The 16,961-nt window shown below is 59.8% G+C and carries 15 protein-coding genes; 3 read left to right on the top strand and 12 right to left on the bottom strand.

Going from position 1 to position 16,961, the window contains the following annotated elements:
* Positions 1 to 160 precede the first annotated feature (160 nt).
* The 11 genes from IMW75_RS20755 to IMW75_RS20705 all read right to left on the bottom strand — a co-directional run bounded on the left by IMW75_RS20755 (position 161) and on the right by IMW75_RS20705 (position 11,314).
* Positions 161 to 511, bottom strand: coding sequence for a DUF6124 family protein (locus IMW75_RS20755; RefSeq protein ID WP_045061294.1), 351 nt, complete (start codon positions 509 to 511; stop codon positions 161 to 163).
* Positions 512 to 1,008: 497 nt separating this feature from the next.
* On the bottom strand, positions 1,009 to 1,653 hold the full coding sequence (locus IMW75_RS20750; protein ID WP_045061295.1) for a methionine ABC transporter permease: 645 nt from the start codon (positions 1,651 to 1,653) through the stop codon (positions 1,009 to 1,011).
* Entirely contained in the window at positions 1,643 to 2,764 is a 1,122-nt protein-coding gene (locus IMW75_RS20745; RefSeq protein WP_205893602.1) for a methionine ABC transporter ATP-binding protein, read from the bottom strand. The genes IMW75_RS20750 and IMW75_RS20745 overlap by 11 nt, the downstream gene beginning before the upstream one ends.
* Positions 2,765 to 2,766: 2 nt before the next feature.
* Complete coding sequence (locus IMW75_RS20740; RefSeq protein ID WP_205893601.1) at positions 2,767 to 3,576, bottom strand: MetQ/NlpA family ABC transporter substrate-binding protein; 810 nt, start codon at positions 3,574 to 3,576, stop codon at positions 2,767 to 2,769.
* A gap of 128 nt (positions 3,577 to 3,704) precedes the next feature.
* Positions 3,705 to 5,063 (bottom strand): LLM class flavin-dependent oxidoreductase, encoded by a 1,359-nt coding sequence (locus tag IMW75_RS20735; RefSeq protein WP_205893600.1) that lies wholly within the window; start codon positions 5,061 to 5,063, stop codon positions 3,705 to 3,707.
* Positions 5,063 to 6,256 carry an SfnB family sulfur acquisition oxidoreductase gene (locus IMW75_RS20730; protein ID WP_205893599.1) on the bottom strand — a complete coding sequence of 398 codons (1,194 nt, stop codon included), beginning with the start codon at positions 6,254 to 6,256 and terminating at the stop codon, positions 5,063 to 5,065. The genes IMW75_RS20735 and IMW75_RS20730 overlap by 1 nt, the downstream gene beginning before the upstream one ends.
* Before the next feature lie 38 nt (positions 6,257 to 6,294).
* Positions 6,295 to 7,536, bottom strand: a complete 1,242-nt coding sequence (locus IMW75_RS20725) for an SfnB family sulfur acquisition oxidoreductase (RefSeq protein WP_205893598.1) — start codon at positions 7,534 to 7,536, stop codon at positions 6,295 to 6,297.
* A gap of 316 nt (positions 7,537 to 7,852) precedes the next feature.
* On the bottom strand, positions 7,853 to 8,608 hold the full coding sequence (gene tcyN, locus IMW75_RS20720; RefSeq protein ID WP_122840763.1) for an L-cystine ABC transporter ATP-binding protein TcyN: 756 nt from the start codon (positions 8,606 to 8,608) through the stop codon (positions 7,853 to 7,855).
* A 4-nt stretch (positions 8,609 to 8,612) separates the two neighbouring features.
* Positions 8,613 to 9,278, bottom strand: a complete 666-nt coding sequence (gene tcyL / locus IMW75_RS20715; protein ID WP_122840762.1) for a cystine ABC transporter permease — start codon at positions 9,276 to 9,278, stop codon at positions 8,613 to 8,615.
* Complete coding sequence (gene tcyJ / locus IMW75_RS20710) at positions 9,278 to 10,072, bottom strand: cystine ABC transporter substrate-binding protein (protein WP_045061303.1); 795 nt, start codon at positions 10,070 to 10,072, stop codon at positions 9,278 to 9,280. Before tcyJ ends, tcyL begins: the two co-directional genes overlap by 1 nt.
* Before the next feature lie 249 nt (positions 10,073 to 10,321).
* Positions 10,322 to 11,314 carry a D-cysteine desulfhydrase gene (locus tag IMW75_RS20705; protein ID WP_205893597.1) on the bottom strand — a complete coding sequence of 331 codons (993 nt, stop codon included), beginning with the start codon at positions 11,312 to 11,314 and terminating at the stop codon, positions 10,322 to 10,324.
* 190 nt (positions 11,315 to 11,504) lie between these two features.
* Here IMW75_RS20705 and epsC point away from each other — a divergent pair, with 190 nt between their 5' ends.
* The 3 genes from epsC to mgrA all read left to right on the top strand — a co-directional run bounded on the left by epsC (position 11,505) and on the right by mgrA (position 15,921).
* Positions 11,505 to 12,431, top strand: a complete 927-nt coding sequence (epsC, locus tag IMW75_RS20700; RefSeq protein ID WP_045061305.1) for a serine O-acetyltransferase EpsC — start codon at positions 11,505 to 11,507, stop codon at positions 12,429 to 12,431.
* Positions 12,432 to 12,860: 429 nt separating this feature from the next.
* Positions 12,861 to 14,816 carry a choline transporter BetT gene (gene betT, locus IMW75_RS20695; RefSeq protein ID WP_177328583.1) on the top strand — a complete coding sequence of 652 codons (1,956 nt, stop codon included), beginning with the start codon at positions 12,861 to 12,863 and terminating at the stop codon, positions 14,814 to 14,816.
* 67 nt (positions 14,817 to 14,883) lie between these two features.
* Entirely contained in the window at positions 14,884 to 15,921 is a 1,038-nt protein-coding gene (mgrA, locus tag IMW75_RS20690) for an L-glyceraldehyde 3-phosphate reductase (RefSeq protein WP_205893596.1), read from the top strand.
* Between the two features lie 147 nt (positions 15,922 to 16,068).
* On the opposite strand, the gene tauD is transcribed toward mgrA, so the two are convergent.
* Positions 16,069 to 16,911 carry a taurine dioxygenase gene (gene tauD, locus IMW75_RS20685; protein WP_205893595.1) on the bottom strand — a complete coding sequence of 281 codons (843 nt, stop codon included), beginning with the start codon at positions 16,909 to 16,911 and terminating at the stop codon, positions 16,069 to 16,071.
* Positions 16,912 to 16,961: the final 50 nt, after the last annotated feature.

Raw genomic sequence — 16,961 nt, 5'->3', positions numbered from 1 at the left:
TCTTCATGTACTACAACCGCACCAGGCTCCACAGCTACAACAACTACCTGTCGCCAATAGCTATGGAGCAAAAAGCGGCATAAGCACCGTAAACGGTGTCCGGGATTGCTTGACCAGTTCAGCTTGCTCGCGAAGGCGGCCTTAAGGAACACCCGTCAAGTCAGTCCTGCGCCTGCTTCATCCCCAGGCAATCAATCGACCGGTCAACCATCGCCTTGGCGATCTCCAGCAAATGCCAAATCGAATACACCATGGCTCGGTCGGCACCCTTGAGGTGGTCGCCACACTGATAGGCCGTGACCGATGCACAGCGCAACAAATCGGCGATGTAGAGTTGGGTGTCTTCGAAGCTTACATCGTTGCTGACGTTGTAGAACCTCAGCTCATCGGGAGCCGACGGTTGTTCGCCGGTCAGGTAGAAATCGATGGCACGGTAGAGTGCGGAGCGATCTCTTTGGAGGTCATCGTTCCTGGTTGCATTGGAGGGTGGATCGGGGACAGGCTTTTTCATCCGTGTTGCTCCTATTGATACGTGGGAGCCGACACTTCTCGCCTACTAAAACGAGGGTGGCAGCTGTGCGCAGGTTAGTAGACCGGTCAATAGGAAACCCGGTGCACCCGGAGGTGCCCCACACACAGCCGCCATATTCATTACCCGGCAAAAATTGCCGGGCATGAGCATGGGACGCTATGCACCTATTGTTCGGGCTACTAAACCCGGTCACTGATGAGCAGTGACGGGCCGAGATTAGACGCGGAAATCTGTAGGCGCAAGCGGGCGAAATAATCTAGGAAATTTCCTGCAAAGGGAAGGGAGCATGCGTGTAGGAACGCTGATTTTTCTGTCAGAAAACTTCCCGGTTTGTAGCGTTTTTCCGATCGCCAAGATCGCAGCCTTCGGCAGCTCCTACAGGGGGCGTGGTGATGCACGGCATCCTCGGTGAACATTTATCACTGTAGGAGCTGCCGCAGGCTCGGGCCGCGATCGGACGATCTTTTGATCTTGATTCAGCGCTTGTTCAAGCCCCGCGCCAGGCGATCCCCGCCCAGCTGGATAATCGCCACCAAGACCACCAGCAACACAATCACCGTCAACATGATCTGGCTGTCAAAGCGCTGATAGCCGTACCGATACGCGATGTCACCCAGCCCACCGGCACCAATCGCGCCGGCCATGGCCGAGGAGTTGATCATGGTGACCAGGGTGATGGTGAACCCGCCAACAATCCCCGGCAGCGCTTCAGGCAACAGCACGTGCCAGACAATGTGCCAGCGCCGGCAGCCCATCGCTTGCGCCGCTTCGATCAGCCCATGATCCACCTCGCGCAGGCTGACCTCGGCAATGCGTGCAAAGAATGGCGTGGCGGCAATCGTCAGGGGCACCACGGCCGCCCAGACGCCGTAGGTGGTGCCGACGATCAGCCGGGTGAATGGAATCAGGGCCACCATCAGAATCAGGAACGGGATCGAGCGAAACAGGTTCACGAACGCGCCCAATGCACGGTTGAGCGCCGGCGCTTCGTAGATGCCGCCTTTGGCGCTGGTAACCAGAATGACCGCCAGCGGAATGCCCGCCAGCAGCGCGATCAATGACGAGACACCCACCATCAGGAAGGTGTCGATAAAGCCTTGCAGCAAGCGATCAAACCACATAGCCAAGCACCTCTACCTGTTGCGCCCATTGCCCGGCGCGTTGGCGCAGTTGCTCAGTGCCCAGAGACGAGCCTGACACCGCCAGCAGCAGTTGCCCCAGGGCATGTCCCTGAATCCGTTCCACACCACCTTGCAGCAGGCGCACGCGACCGCCGAGTGCGCTGAACAGCGCAGCCAGGTCGGGCTCGTCGGTGGCGCTGCCGGTGAACTGCAGGCGCAGCGCCACCGCTGCATCTGGCGACGGTGGTTGCGGCTGCAAACGGCTTTGCAATTCCTGCGGCAAGGCGTGTTGCAGCTGCGCAAGCAGGGTCTTGCTGACTTCGTGCTGCGGGTTGCCAAACACCTCCCAGACCGGGCCCTGCTCGACGATGTGTCCATGTTCCAGCACCACGACGCGGTCGCAGATGTCGCGGATCACCGCCATCTCGTGGGTGATCAGCACGATGGTCAGGCCCAGGCGCTGATTGATCTCGCGCAGCAGGCCGAGGATCGATTGGGTGGTCTCCGGGTCCAGTGCCGAGGTGGCTTCGTCGCACAGCAGAATCTGCGGGTCGTGCACCAGGGCCCGGGCGATGCCGACTCGCTGTTTCTGCCCGCCGGACAACTGCGCCGGGTAGGCCTTGTGCTTGCCTTCCAGGCCGACCAGCTCCAGCAGTTCGCGCACTTTTCGCTCGCGTTTTTCCTTCGGTACACCCGCCACTTTCAGCGGCAACTCGACGTTCTGCCACACCGTTTTGGCGGACATCAGGTTGAAGTGCTGGAAGATCATGCCGATGCGTCGCCGCAGCGCCACCAGGCGGTCTTCATCGAACTCGCCGATGTCGACCTGATCGATCAGCACCCGCCCGCTACTCGGTTGTTCGAGGCGGTTGATGGTGCGGATCAGCGACGATTTGCCGGCGCCGCTGCGGCCGATGATGCCGAATACTTCGCCGCGCTGGATCGCCAGGTCGATGCCGTGCAGGGCCGCCACCGGACCCTGCTGGCCATTGTAGGTTTTGCCCAGGCCAACGAAGCGCAAGTGGGCGCGGTTCAGTTCCGGGTGCAGTTGGGCTTGTTGCGCATTACGTTGCTCTGGAATATCCAGTCGCAGCTGGGTGGCAGCGCTCATTCTCAGCTTTCCCAGCCAGCTTGATAGAGCTTGCCGTGGGCCTGGTCCAGGGCGGCGCGAACGGCTGGCGAATGCTGGTAGATGTCGACGAACTTGATCAGGCGCGGGTCGGTTTTGCTCTTGGGCTGGATCACGAATTGGATCACGTATTCCTTGTGATCAAGGCCGTCGAACAGCAGGGCAGAGCCAGCATCAAAAGTCTTGGACAGGCGGATGTAGGCCGGGTAGCCCTGTACCAGGTCGGCGTCATCGTATGCGCGTACCAGTTGCACAGCTTCGACCTGGAGAATCTTGATTTTCTTCGGATTGGCGACGATGTCTTCTTCGGTGGCCTTGTAGCCCACACCCTGCTTGAGGGTGATCAGGCCGGCCTTGGCCAACAGTTGCAGGCCGCGGCCGCTGTTGATCGGGTCGTTGGCGATCGCGACGGTGGCGCCTTCTGGCAATTCATCGAAGCTTTTGTATTTTTTCGAGTAGAGGCCGACGTTATTGATGATTCCTGGCGCGAACGGCACCAGGTCAAACCCTGCGGCGGCCTTGGCATTTTCCAGGAACGGGATGTGCTGGAAATAGTTCACGTCAATGTCGCCGGCGGCGAGGCTGACGTTGGGGGCGATCCAGTCGCTGAACTCGACGAGTTCGACTTTCAGGCCCTGCTTGTTGGCCTCTTCGACAGCGGCTTCCAGGGGAATGGCAAAGGCGGCGGTGGTACCGATTTTCAGTGGGGCGTCAGCGGCGAAGGTCACCGAGCTGCAGAGGCCGAGGGCCAGGGCCAGTGCTTTGACTGGGTGAGAGATGAGTTTTTTGGTCATGATGGTTTTTCCAGTCAGTGCATGAAATTGGGGTGTTTGGTCGAATGTCATCGCGAGCAAGCTCTGCTCCCACAGGGTTCTCAGGTGCTCACTCCACCCTGTGGGAGCAAGGCTTGCCCGCGATGCTCTTAGCGGCGGAACTCGGCGCCGATGTGTTGCGCTGGCAAATGCGCCTGCGCGTGGAACAGCTTCTCCCGCAGGCTGCCGTCGTCGTAAGCGGTCTTGTACGACCCTCGCCGCTGCAACTCCGGAATCACCAGCTCGATGAAGTCCACATAGCTTTCCGGTGTGACGATGCGCGTCAGGTTGAAGCCGTCGAGACCGGTCTCAGCGATCCACGATTCGAGTTCATCGGCCACTTGCGCCGGCGAACCGACCACGGTGATGTAACGGCCACCGAGGGCGTGTTGTTCGAGCAATTTGCGTCGGGTCCAGTCGTTGTTCTGCAGGTTTTTGGTCGCTGACTGGATGGCATTGCTCTTTACGTACTGGATCGGCTCATCGATTTCGTATTCGGCAAAATCGATCCCGGTAGACGCCGAGAAGTGCGCCACGCCGGCTTCCGCACTGGCGTAGCTCAGGTACTCGGCATGCTTGTTCCAGGCCAGTTCTTCGGTGGCGCCGACGATCACGTTCAACCCCATGAACACCTTGATGTCCTCGGGCTTGCGCCCGGCCTCGACGGCACTGGCGCGCACCTTGTCCACCTGGGCTCTGGTCGACGGTTTGTTCTGGCCGCTGATGAACACGCACTCGGCGTGACGCCCGGCAAACAGCAATCCGCGATCCGAGCTGCCAGCCTGGAACAGCACCGGCGTGCGTTGCGGTGAGGGTTCGCAGAGGTGATAACCCTCGACCTGATAGAACTCGCCCTTGTGCTCGACCTTGTGCACTTTGTCTGGTTGCGCATAGACGCGTTGCACGGGGTCGTTCACCACTGCGCCGTCTTCCCAGCTGCCTTCCCAGAGCTTGTAGAGCACTTGCAGGTACTCATCAGCCTGGTCGTAGCGACGGTCGTGTTCGACCTGTTCGCGCAAGCCCATGGCCTTGGCCGCGCTGTCGAGATAACCGGTGACGATGTTCCAGCCAACCCGGCCGCAGCTCAGGTGGTCGAGCGTGGACATGCGCCGGGCGAACAGGTACGGCGGCTCATAAGTGAGGTTTGCCGTCAGGCCGAAACCCAGGTGGCGGGTGACGGCGGCCATGGCCGAAACCAGCAGCAGGGGATCGTTGACGGGCAGCTGGATCGATTCTTTGAGCGGCACGTCCACCGAATTCTGGTAGACGTCATACACCCCGACGATGTCGGCGATGAACAAGCCATCGAACAGGCCGCGCTCGAGCAGTTGCGCCAGTTCGGTCCAGTATTCGATGGTTTTATATTGGGTGGAGTTGTCCCGTGGATGGGTCCACAGCCCGTGATTGATGTGCCCTATGCAGTTCATGTTGAACGCATTAAGCAGGATCTTCTTCTTGGCAACGGTCATCAGATGGTCCCCCGTAGTGGCGGGTTTTCATCGTTGAGGTAGTAGTTGCCCACGGCGTGGTATTTCCAGCGCACCGGGTCATGCAGGGTGTGTACCCGGGCGTTGCGCCAGTGGCGATCCAGGCCATGTTCGATCAGGGTCGCCTGGCTACCTGCCAATTCGAACAGCGTGCTGCCCGCCGCGAGAGAGATTTCGGTGCTGATGGCGCGGGCTTCGGCGACGGCAATCGAGGCTGCCGCGACGGTTGCGGCGTGGGTGTCGGCCTGGGCCTTGTCGAGGTATTCACCGGCGCGTTCCAGCAGCGCTTCGGCTGCGTGGAGGCGAATGCTCAAGTGGCCGAAGCTTTTGATGGTCAGAGGGTCTTCAGTGGCCTTTTCGTGGGTGGCGTCAATCCATGGCCGGGTCTTGGTGCGCACGAAGTGCAGCGCATCTTCGTAGGCGGCGCGGGCGATACCGGTGTCGATGGCCGCGTGGAGAATCTGCGCCAGGGGGCCGACTGGCGTTGGCCGCTCGAAAGCGCTTTGAAACGGGATCACGTCCTCGGCCGCGACGAACACATCTTCGAATACTACTGAGCCGCTGCCGGTGGTGCGCTGGCCGAACCCGCTCCAGTCGTCGATCACGGTCAGGCCTTTGCTGTTGCGCGGCACGAACGCCAGTTGCTGTACTCCATGCTCATCCACCACCGAGGTTGGGATGCGCTGGGCATAGATCGCGCCGGTGGCGTAGAACTTGCGACCGTTGATGCGATAGCCGTCGCCCTCCCTGGTCAGGCGAGTGACGCGATCGTGGGCGGTTTTGGTGCCCAGTTCGGCGAGCGCATTGCCCAAGCGCTGGCCGGCCAATACTTCGGCGTACAGGCGTTTTTTCTGCTCTTCACTGCCGTTTACCCGCAGCACTTCGAGGGCGTAGAAATGGTTTTGCGGAATTTGTCCCAGGGAACCATCTGCCTGGGCGATCAGGGCGATGACCTTGGCCAATGTGACGTTGGACACGCCGGCGCCGCCATATTCTTTAGGCACGCTGATGCCCCAGAGGCCCGAGCGCGAAAACACTTCAAGTTCCGGGTGTGGCAAACGGCGTTCGCGGTCGCGCAGGGCGCTGTCGCGTTTGAAATCATCGGCCAGGTCACTGGCGACGACCAAGGCTTGCTCATCGCTGGTTATGACCGCGACGTGGTGAGAAAGAGGCATGTGCTTCTCCAGAGATCTGGTCAAAAGTGTTCCGGGGGTCAAATCCATGAATGACGAGCCGGCAGGGTGCCGTTCAAGTGGTAAGTGCCGACCGCGTGATATTTCCAGCGCACCGGATCGTGCAGCGTGTGCACCCGGGCGTTACGCCAGTGGCGGTCGAGATTGAATTCAGCGAGGGTGGCGCGACTGCCAGCCAGTTCGAAGAGTTTTTCACTGGCCTGTAGCGAGATCTCGGTGGTCAGCACTTTGGCTTCGGCCACGGCTATCGAGGCTCGGGCCGCAGACTCGGCAGTCAGCGGCGTGGCGCTGACCTGATCGAGGACTTTGCCGGCTTTGCGCAACAGCGCTTCGGCTGCGTGCAGTTCGATTTTCAGCTTGCCGATGTCGGCGATCACATAGAGGTCGTCACTGGCTCGTTCGACCTGGGCATCGATCCATGGCCGGGCACGGGTTTTCACGAACTCGATGGCGTCGTCGATGGCGCCCCGGGCGATACCGGCGTCAATCGCGGCCTGAATCAACTGCGAGACGGCGCCCTGGATATTGGGCGTGTCATTGATCTTCCAGTTGTCCACCACCAGTTCGGCTTCGACCTGCACATTGTTCAGCAGGAGGGTGCCGCTGGCGGTAGTGCGCTGGCCAAAACCCGACCAGTCATCAACGATGCGCAAACCCGGCGTGCCGCGACGAACGAAGGCCAGGACTTGCTTGCCATCGTCGTTGAGCGCCTTGACCGCTACCCAATGGGCGAACAGCGCGCCGGTTGAATAGAATTTCTGCCCGTTGATCACAAAATCGTCGCCGCTCGGGGTGATTCGCGCCTTGAGTTCCAGAGTGTTTTTGGTGCCGCGCTCTGGACCGGCATTACCGATCCGCCAGCCTTGAAGCACGCTGGTGAACAGCTGCTTTTTTTGCGCATCGGTGGCGCTGCCGAGCAGCAGGTGAAGGATGCCGAACTGGTTCTGCGGGATTTGACCCAATGCCGGGTCGGCCGCGGAAATAATCGCGAATACCTCGGCCAGGGTCACGAAGGAGACCTGCGGGCCGCCGTATTCGCGGGGAATGGAAATACTGCCCAGGCCGCTACGGGTGAACTGTTCGATTTCCGACCAGGGCAGCTTGCGCTGCTGGTCGCGCCTGGCTGCTTGCAGGCGCGCGACCTGCGCGAGTTCACGAGCGGCCTTGATGGCTTGCGCATCGTTGCGCAGGACCTGTGCTGGCAATACCAACGGGGCGATGTCCAGATCACTCTGGACGAGTGCATCTGCCAGACTGGACATCAGTGCCACTCCTTGGCTGCACGCAATGCCCTGGCGTTCTGCACTGGGGTGATTGTGTTCCGGACCATACCTACCTCACATCTTCATGGAAACGCCGCGCGAAATGGCGGCGAACGAAATCAAGAATGTCCGGTGGTCCGGTGCATATACCGTAAACGTGTATAAATAATAAATAAACTAACTTTTAGGAATATGCATAGAAGGTATGGCTGACGCTTACTCCCACGCAGACGCCTCGGTGTGAGCCGCACACGGTTTTTGAATTTGTACGAAAGGGAGACTTCCATCCTTGGAAGTTAAAAGTAGTGCGGGGAGGTTAGGCGTGGGTGTTGTTCAGAAACTTGCTAAGGAATTGTTTAGTCCGTTCTTCTTGAGGATTGGCAAACAATGCTTTCGCCTCGCCTTGTTCCACGATCACGCCCTTGTCGAAAAACACCACGCGGTTGGCGACATCCCGGGCGAACCCCATTTCATGAGTCACGATAACCATGGTGCGCTTCTCCTCGGCCAGTCCGCGGATGGTCGCCAGCACTTCACCCACCAGCTCCGGATCCAGCGCTGAAGTCGGTTCATCGAACAGAATCACTTCCGGCTCCATCGCCAGCGCCCGGGCAATTGCCACGCGCTGTTGCTGGCCACCGGAGAGGCGCCTTGGATAGGCGTCTTCCTTGCCGGCCAGGCCGACCTTGGCCAAGAGCTTCTTACCCAAGGCAACAGCCTCGGCCTGGGGGATTTTTTTCACCACGATCGGCCCTTCGATGACATTTTCCAGGGCGGTGCGATGGGGGAACAGGTTGAAGTTCTGAAACACGAAACCCACGTGCTGGCGCAGGCGGCGCACCAGGCTTTGCTGCTGGTTCAGTGGACGGCTGCCATCGATTTCGATGTCGCCGACCTTGATCCGGCCGCTGGTGGGTTCTTCTAGAAAGTTCAGGCAGCGCAGGAAGGTGGTTTTGCCCGAGCCGCTAGGCCCGATGATCGCCACCACCTCGCCGGCCTTCACCTGCAGGTCGATGCCGTTAAGCACCACCTGACCCTTGAACTGCTTTGTCAGTTTTTCCACGACAATCATTGGGTCAGGACTCCTGGTCGTGCCGATTGACCCGCTCTTCCAACTTGTTCTGCAGGTGCGACAGCACCGTGGCCAGAATCCAGTAGATCAGTGCGGCGGCAAGATACATGGTGAAGATTTCGAAGGTGCGAGCTGTGATCAGCTGCGCCTGGCGGAACAGTTCCGGCACCTGGATGGTGGCTGCCAGGGCGGTGTCCTTGACCAGCGAAATGAAGCTGTTGCCCAGTGGCGGCAGGGCCGTGCGCATCGCTTGCGGCAGAATGGCCCGGCGCAAGGTCTGCGCACGGGTCATGCCGATACTCGCGGCGGCTTCCCATTGGCCGCGTTCGATGGAGCTGATCGCAGCCCGCAGGATTTCGCAGGCGTAGGCGGCCATGTTCAGCGAGAAGCCAATCAGGGCCGCTGGCAACGGATCAAGTTCGACACCCAGTTGCGGCAGGCCGTAATAGATCACGAACAGTTGCACCAGCAACGGTGTGCCGCGAAAGAACGACACGTAGATGCGGGCGATCCAGCTCACCAGCTTGAAGCGCGACAAGCGCATCAAGGCCAGGCCAAAGCCCATCAGCAGGCCGAAAAACATGCCGCCCAGGCTCAAGATCACCGTGTAGTACGCGCCCTTCAGCAGGAAAGGCGCGGAATCCAGCGCGAGTTGGAAAGCCTCTTCCATTATTTAGTGACGTCAGCGTTGAAGTATTTTTCCGAAAGCTTGGTCAGTGTGCCGTCGGCACGCAGCTTGTCGATCGCCTTGTTCACGGCCGCCAGCAGTTCAGGTTCGCCTTTACGCAGGGCGATACCGGCTTCCTGACGGGAGAACGGTTCGCCGGCGGCGGTGGTGTCCTTGGCCTTTTTGGCGTATTCCAGCGCTGCAAGGCGGTCGATCAGGATGGCGTCGATACGACCCACTCGCAGGTCCTGGAACTTGGTCGGATCATCTTCGTAAGTGCGCACGTCGGCGCCCGGTACGTTGGCTTTTACCCACTGTTCGTAGTTGGTGCCCAGGCCCACGCCGACTTTCTTGCCAGCCAGGTCGTTGGCGGTTTTGATGGTGTCCTTGTTCTTGGTCAGAACCAGCGCCTGAATCCCGGAAACCGTGTACGGTTCGGAGAAGTCGTACTTCTTCTTGCGCTCTTCGGAAATGGTTACCTGGTTGACCACGGCGTCGAGGCGCTTGGATTCCAGCGCCGCGAGGATCCCGTCCCATTTGGTCGGTTGCAGCTTCACTTTCACGCCCAGCTCTTTGGCCAGGGCTTCGGAGAATTCAACTTCGAAGCCGGCCAGTTTGCCGTCGGCGTCGACGAAACTGAACGGTGGGTAGGTGCCTTCCAGGCCGACGTTGATCACGCCTGCGTCCTTGATTTTTTGCAGTTGCTCACCGGCAACGGCCTGGCCGATCAGGCCGGCGCTCAGCGCCAGGCCCAGCGAACCTACCAGCAGATTTCGACGGAGTACGGAAAAATTCATGACAAGCCCCTGTGGTTTCTTATGGGAAGACGCTTTAGGAAAGTTGGCAAATTCGGGATTGAAGCGACTGCATGATGCTGCCCTGAAGCAGCATATGTGTTTTGCCACAAATTCGCCTGCGGCGCGACTATATGATGGCGGCGATAGATAATAAAATAATAAATATCGATTCTGTTATTCGCTCAAAGAATAAGCGGCATACCACTGTAGGAGCTGCCGAAGGCTGCGATCTTTTGATCTTGCAACCCGTCAAAGGAAATCCTTGTAAGCAAACAACGCCGGCGCCCCACCCGTGTGCAGGAAAATGATCGGTCCCTCATCAAAACGCTGCCGTCCAATCCCATCGAGCATGCCAGCCATGGCCTTGCCGGTGTACACCGGGTCCAGCAACAAGCCTTCCTGACTCGCCAGCAGTTTCACGGCCGACAAGGTCCCGGCGTTGGGCTCGCCATAACGCGGGCCGAAATACTCGTCCCACAATTGCACTTTGAAGGCTGGCGGCAGGCTCATACCCATCAGCTCTGCCGTGCGCTCGGCCAGCCCCTGCACCTTGGGTCGCTGCTCTTCATCGTTGCGCGATACGGTCACCCCGATCACTGGCAAATCCGGCAGTACTTCGCTCAAAGCCAAGGCCAGACCGCTATGGGTCCCAGCGCTCCCGGAGGCAAGGACCACTGCGGCAAAGGTCAGGCCGGTGTCCTTGATCTGCTCGGCCAACTCGAGGCCGGCGCGCACGTAGCCCAGTGCACCCAGGGCATTCGAACCGCCAATCGGCACAACATAAGGATTCTTGCCATTGTTACGCAGGCGATCTGCCAGGGCCTGCAGTTGGCCGTCGGCGTCGTCGAGGTTTTCCACCCATTCAACCTTGGCGTCGAACAGGTCCAGTAGCAGGCGATTGCCATTGCCCAGGTAATTTTTGTCATCCGTGCCCAGGGGATTTTCCAACAGGGCGACGCAACCCAGTCCCAGCTTGGCGGCCAGGGCTGCCGTTTGCCGCACGTGATTGGATTGCAGCGCCCCGGCGGTGATCAAGGTATCGGCACCCTGGGACAACGCGTCGGCTGCCAGGTACTCGAGTTTGCGCAGCTTGTTGCCGCCCATCGCCAGTGGCGTCAGGTCGTCGCGCTTGACGTAGACATCGCGGCCCAGCCAGGTCGAGAGGCGTTCGAGTTTTTCCAGGGGCGTGGGATGGCCGAGCAGGTCGAGGCGGTCAAAACGGGCGAGCTGTTGTTTGATCATGGTTCCGTACTGGCGGAGGAAGGTGTCAGGACTATAGGCAGCCCCAAATCCGGGGGCAACCGTGAATCGCTTATAGCTGAAAGTACTGAGTACAGCACTATTGGTTCTTAATTCGATTTTGAGACCTTGCCGTAAAGTAATTGCCGTCAAGGCGGCCAGACAGTCCGGCCGCCCGAGAGGAGTCTTTACCGTGAGCGAGCGTTCCAGCCATTGGCAGTTGCAGACCATCGTCAGCCAACTGCGTACAGCGCGTGATCAGTGGCGCACCCAGAATGGCCGTGTCAGCGGAGAGCAGGGCGGTAGGGAATTACCTTCCCGGGCGGCCATGGCGGAAATTCTTGAAGCGCTGTGTGGCGCATTGTTCCCGATGCGCCTTGGCCCTGTGGACCTGCGCGAGGAGAGCGAAGACTTCTACGTCGGCCACACCCTGGATGTCGCCCTCAACGCGTTGCTTGCCCAGGCACGCCTCGAACTGCGTTACGCCGCGCGCCACAGTGCGCAGGCCGATACCGAGGTCGAGGCGCGGACGATTCAGATCATCCAGGATTTCGCACTCGCCTTGCCGGGCCTGCGCAGTTTGCTGGACACCGACGTACTGGCGGCTTATCACGGCGACCCGGCGGCACGCAGTGTCGATGAAGTGCTGCTGTGCTATCCCGGCATCCTGGCGGTGATTCACCATCGCCTGGCGCACCATTTGTATCGCGCCGGCTTGCCCTTGCTGGCGCGGATCAGCGCGGAAATCGCGCACTCGGCCACCGGCATCGATATTCACCCCGGGGCGCAGATTGGCCGCAGTTTCTTTATTGATCACGGGACGGGCGTGGTGATTGGCGAGACGGCCATCATTGGCGAGCGCGTGCGGATTTATCAGGCGGTGACGCTGGGCGCCAAAAGGTTTCCGGCGGATGAGGACGGGCAGTTGCAGAAGGGCCACGCCCGGCATCCGATTGTCGAGGATGACGTGGTGATCTATGCCGGTGCGACGATCCTGGGTCGGATTACCATTGGCAAGGGCTCGACCATTGGCGGCAATGTCTGGCTGACACGCAGTGTGCCGGCGGGGTGCAACCTGACGCAGGCGAATCTGCAGCACGACGATGGGACGCAGAAGTAAGTTCCGGCATCTTGTGTGTCTGATCCAAAGTCATCGCGAGCAAGCTTTGCTCCCACAGGTCTTGAGTTGCAGGCCGCTTTTTTGTGGCCTTTGCAAAACCTTGTGGGAGCAAAGCTTGCTCGCGATTGATTTAAGGTCCTGCCTGCATAATGGCATTCAGCCAACTGCGCACTGAACCAATTCATCAAATCCCACCTCATACCCTTCCTTGAGCTAGCGTACAAACAGTACCGCCGAGCCTTGCGATTAGTCCTTAGCGCCCTATCCATGGTTAACTTGAACGTTCATTCAAGTTAAAACCTTGGTTCGCTGCCCGCTCACAACAGGAGGCTTGCCTTTGCTGAGTCCGATTTTTACAGCCACATCCGCAACCGTTGAGGTGCACACTTCATGAGTGCATCGTCTCTCCCTCCAAGCGGCCAGGTCCGCATGAATCCGCCGGTGTTCTACTTCTCGGCGACGTTTATCCTGCTGTTTGGCATTGTCGTCATCGCCATGCCTGAACAGGCCGGTGCCTGGCTTCTGGAAGCGCAAAACTGGGCGGCCAACACGGTCGGCTGGTATTACATGCTCGCGATGACCCTGTATCTGGTCTTCGTGGTGGTCACCGCCTTGTCCGGCTACGGCAAGATCAAGCTCGGTGCCGACCACGACGAACCCGAATTCAGTTACCTGTCCTGGGCCGGCATGCTGTTCGCCGCCGGGATCAGCATCACACTGTTCTTCTTTTGCGTGTCCGAACCGCTGACCCACCTGGCGCAACCGCCTCAAGGGGAAGCGGGCACGGCGGATGCCGCACGCCAGGCAATGCAGATTCTGTTTCTGCACTGGGGCCTGCACGGTTGGGGCGTATTCGCGTTCGTGGGCATGGCGCTGGCTTACTTCGCCTACCGGCATAACCTGCCGCTGGCCTTGCGTTCGGCGCTGTACCCGCTGATTGGCAAACGCATCAACGGCCCGATTGGCTACGCGGTGGATGGCTTTGGCATCATCGCCACGGTGTTCGGCCTGGGTGCCGACATGGGTTTTGGAGTGTTGCACCTCAACTCCGGCCTCGACTACCTGTTCGGTATCGCCCATACCCAGTGGATTCAGGTCGGCTTGATCACCCTGATGATGGGCGCGGCAATCATCGTTGCGGTGTCCGGCGTCGACAAAGGCGTGCGGGTGATGTCCGATATCAACATGTTGCTGGCCTGCGCGCTGCTGCTGTTTGTGTTGTTCGCCGGTCCTACCCAGCACTTGCTCAATACTTTGATCCAGAACATCGGCGATTATCTCGGCGCCTTGCCGATGAAGAGCTTCGACCTCTACGCCTACGACAAACCGAGCGACTGGCTGGGTGGCTGGACGGTGTTCTACTGGGCCTGGTGGATCGCATGGTCGCCGTTCGTGGGGCTGTTCATCGCACGGATTTCCCGTGGCCGGACCATCCGCGAGTTCGTCTTTGGCGTATTGCTGATCCCGCTGGGCTTCACCCTGGCGTGGATGTCGATCTTCGGTAACAGCGCGATCGATCAGGTGCTCAATCACGGCATGAGTGCACTGGGCATGTCCGCCATCGACAACCCGTCGATGACGTTGTACCTGCTCCTGGAAACCTATCCGTGGAGCAAGACGGTGATCGCGGTCACCGTGTTCATCAGCTTCGTGTTCTTCGTCACCTCTGCCGACTCGGGCACGGTGGTGCTGTCGACGCTGTCGGCCAAGGGTGGCAATCCCGATGAGGATGGCCCGAAATGGCTGCGGGTGTTCTGGGGCGCTATGACTGCGCTGGTCACCAGTGCGCTGCTGTTTTCGGGCAGCATCGATGCGTTGAAATCAGCGGTGGTGCTGACCTCGCTGCCGTTCTCGATGATCTTGCTGCTGATGATGTGGGGCCTGCACAAGGCGTTTTACCTGGAGTCGCAGAAGCAGATTGCGCAGCTGCATTCCCTGGCGCCGGTATCCGGCTCGCGGCGTGGCGGATGGCGTCAACGCTTGACTCAGGCCGTGCATTTCCCGTCGCGTGACGAAGTCTATCGCTTCCTTGATACGACGGTGCGCCCGGCGATTGAAGAAGTGACGGCCGTGTTCGTCGAGAAGGGCTTGAGCGTGGTCACTCAACCCGACCCGGCCAACGACAACGTCAGCCTGGAAATCGGACATGGCGAGGAGCATCCGTTCATCTATCAAGTGCAGATGCGCGGGTACTTCACGCCGTCGTTTGCCCGCGGAGGCATGGGCTCCAAGCAGCTCAACAATCGCCGTTATTACCGGGCTGAAGTGCATTTGGCCGAGGGCAGTCAGGACTATGATCTGGTCGGCTACACCAAGGAGCAGATCATCAACGACATCCTCGATCAGTACGAGCGGCACATGCAGTTCCTGCATTTGGTACGTTGATCAGGAAAGGTGAGGGCGTCATCGGGAGCAAGCTTTGCTCCCACAGAAATCAACGAGAGAGGATTCGATGATCTATACCGCTGCTGAAAATCGCTACGACTCTATCCCATACCGCCGCGTAGGCCGCAGCGGGCTGGTGCTACCGGCGTTGTCGCTGGGCCTGTGGCACAACTTCGGCGACAGCACGCCGATCGACACCCAGCGCTCGTTGCTGCGCACCGCGTTCGACCTGGGCATCAACCACTTCGACCTGGCCAACAACTATGGCCCGCCCTACGGCAGTGCCGAGATCAACTTCGGTCGTTTGCTGCGTGAAGATTTCAAGCAGTACCGCGACGAACTGATCATCTCGAGCAAGGCCGGCTGGGACATGTGGCCCGGCCCCTATGGCCAGGGCGGCGGGTCGCGCAAGTATGTGCTGGCCAGTCTTGATCAGAGCTTGCAGCGCCTGGGCCTGGACTACGTTGATATCTTCTACTCGCACCGTTTCGACCCGGACACGCCACTGGAAGAAACTGCCAGCGCACTGGCAACAGCGGTGCAGCAAGGCAAGGCCCTGTACATCGGGATCTCGTCGTATTCCGGGGTTAAAACCCGCGAAATGGCCGAACTGTTGAAAGAATGGAAAGTGCCGCTGCTGATCCATCAACCGGCTTATAACTTGCTCAATCGCTGGGTTGAAAAGGACCTGCTGGATGTCACCGATGAGCTCGGCGCTGGCGTGATCGCCTTCACGCCTCTGGCCCAGGGTTTGCTGACTGACAAGTACCTCAACGGCGTGCCGGCGGATGCGCGGGTGAATCGTCCGGGGGGTGGCTCGCTGCAGGCCTCGCATTTGTCTGAAGCCAACATCGCTCATGTGCGCGCGCTGAACGAGATTGCCAAGCGTCGCGGCCAGAGCCTCGCGCAGTTGGCACTGGCCTGGACACTGCGTGACTCGCGGGTGACCTCGGCGCTGATCGGTGCAAGCCGGCCTGAGCAGATTATCGAAAACGTCGGTGCGTTGAAGAATCTGAGCTTCAGTGCTGAAGAGTTGGCGGAGATCGACCGCTTTGCCCAGGAAGGCGGGATCAATCTTTGGGAGAAGCCTTCGACGGCTGAGTAAGCGTCAGGCGTCAGGTTATCTGGCGCCTGTTAGATCGCCTTCGCGAGCAAGCCCGCTCCCACAGTGAGTTTTGTGCATGGCACGGATTCCTGTGGGAGCGGGCTTGCCCGCGAAGGGTCCATCAAATTCGCGACAAAAACTGGGCAACTACCGAAAGAACGGAACATCCCCCAACACCGTAGCCCGCTGCATCACCCGCCGCGCCGGCCGATAGTCGTCCACGGCGTAATGCTGCGTCACGCGGTTATCCCAGAACGCCACGTCGTCCTTCTGCCACCGCCAGCGAATGGTGAACTCCGGGCGAGTGGCATGGGCGAACAGCAGTTTCAGCACCGCCTCGCTCTCGGTGTCTGACAGCTCGTTGATCTTCGAGGTGAAGCCCTCGTTGACGAACAGTGACCGACGCCCGCTCGCCGGGTGCGTGCGAACCACCGGGTGCGATAACGGCGGGTTCTTGCGTCGGGCCTCTTCCCATTGGGCGAACGCGTCAGGGGTGTTGCCATAGCGCTCCACCGGGAATGACCGGGTGAAGTCGTGAGTGGCTGTCAGCCCTTCGAGCATGGATTTCATGGGGGCGGACAGCGCCTCGTAGGCTGCAATACCACTGGCCCACAAGGTGTCGCCGCCAAACTCGGGCAGCAGCTTGGCACTGAGCACCGCGCCCATTGCCGGGGTGGGCAGGAAGGTCACGTCGGTATGCCAGATAGCGTTGTCGCGCACGTCGGTGACGGCGGTGTCGAGGATCAGCACTTCGGGTTGTTCCGGCACATTGGGGTAGATCGGATGAATGTGCAGGTCGCCGAAATACGCGGCGAATCGTGCCTGTTGTTGTGGCGTGATCGGTTGGTCGCGGAAGAACAGCACCTGGTGCTTGAGCAATGCCTGCTCGATAGCGTCGCGTTGTTCCGGAGTCAGTGGCTGGCTCACGTCGACACCGCTGATCTGCGCGCCGAGGGCCGAGCTTAAAGGGACTATCGTCAGGTTACTCATCGTGATTCTCTTCAGTTCTGAGTGTCGTCTATGTTTGGTGAACGACACGG

It is taken from the genome of Pseudomonas gregormendelii, from assembly GCF_017114825.1.
Classification (GTDB): Bacteria; Pseudomonadota; Gammaproteobacteria; order Pseudomonadales; family Pseudomonadaceae; genus Aquipseudomonas; species Aquipseudomonas gregormendelii.
The sequence above is the reverse complement of the archived record's forward strand: the minus strand, read 5'-3'. Positions and strand labels throughout refer to the sequence as shown.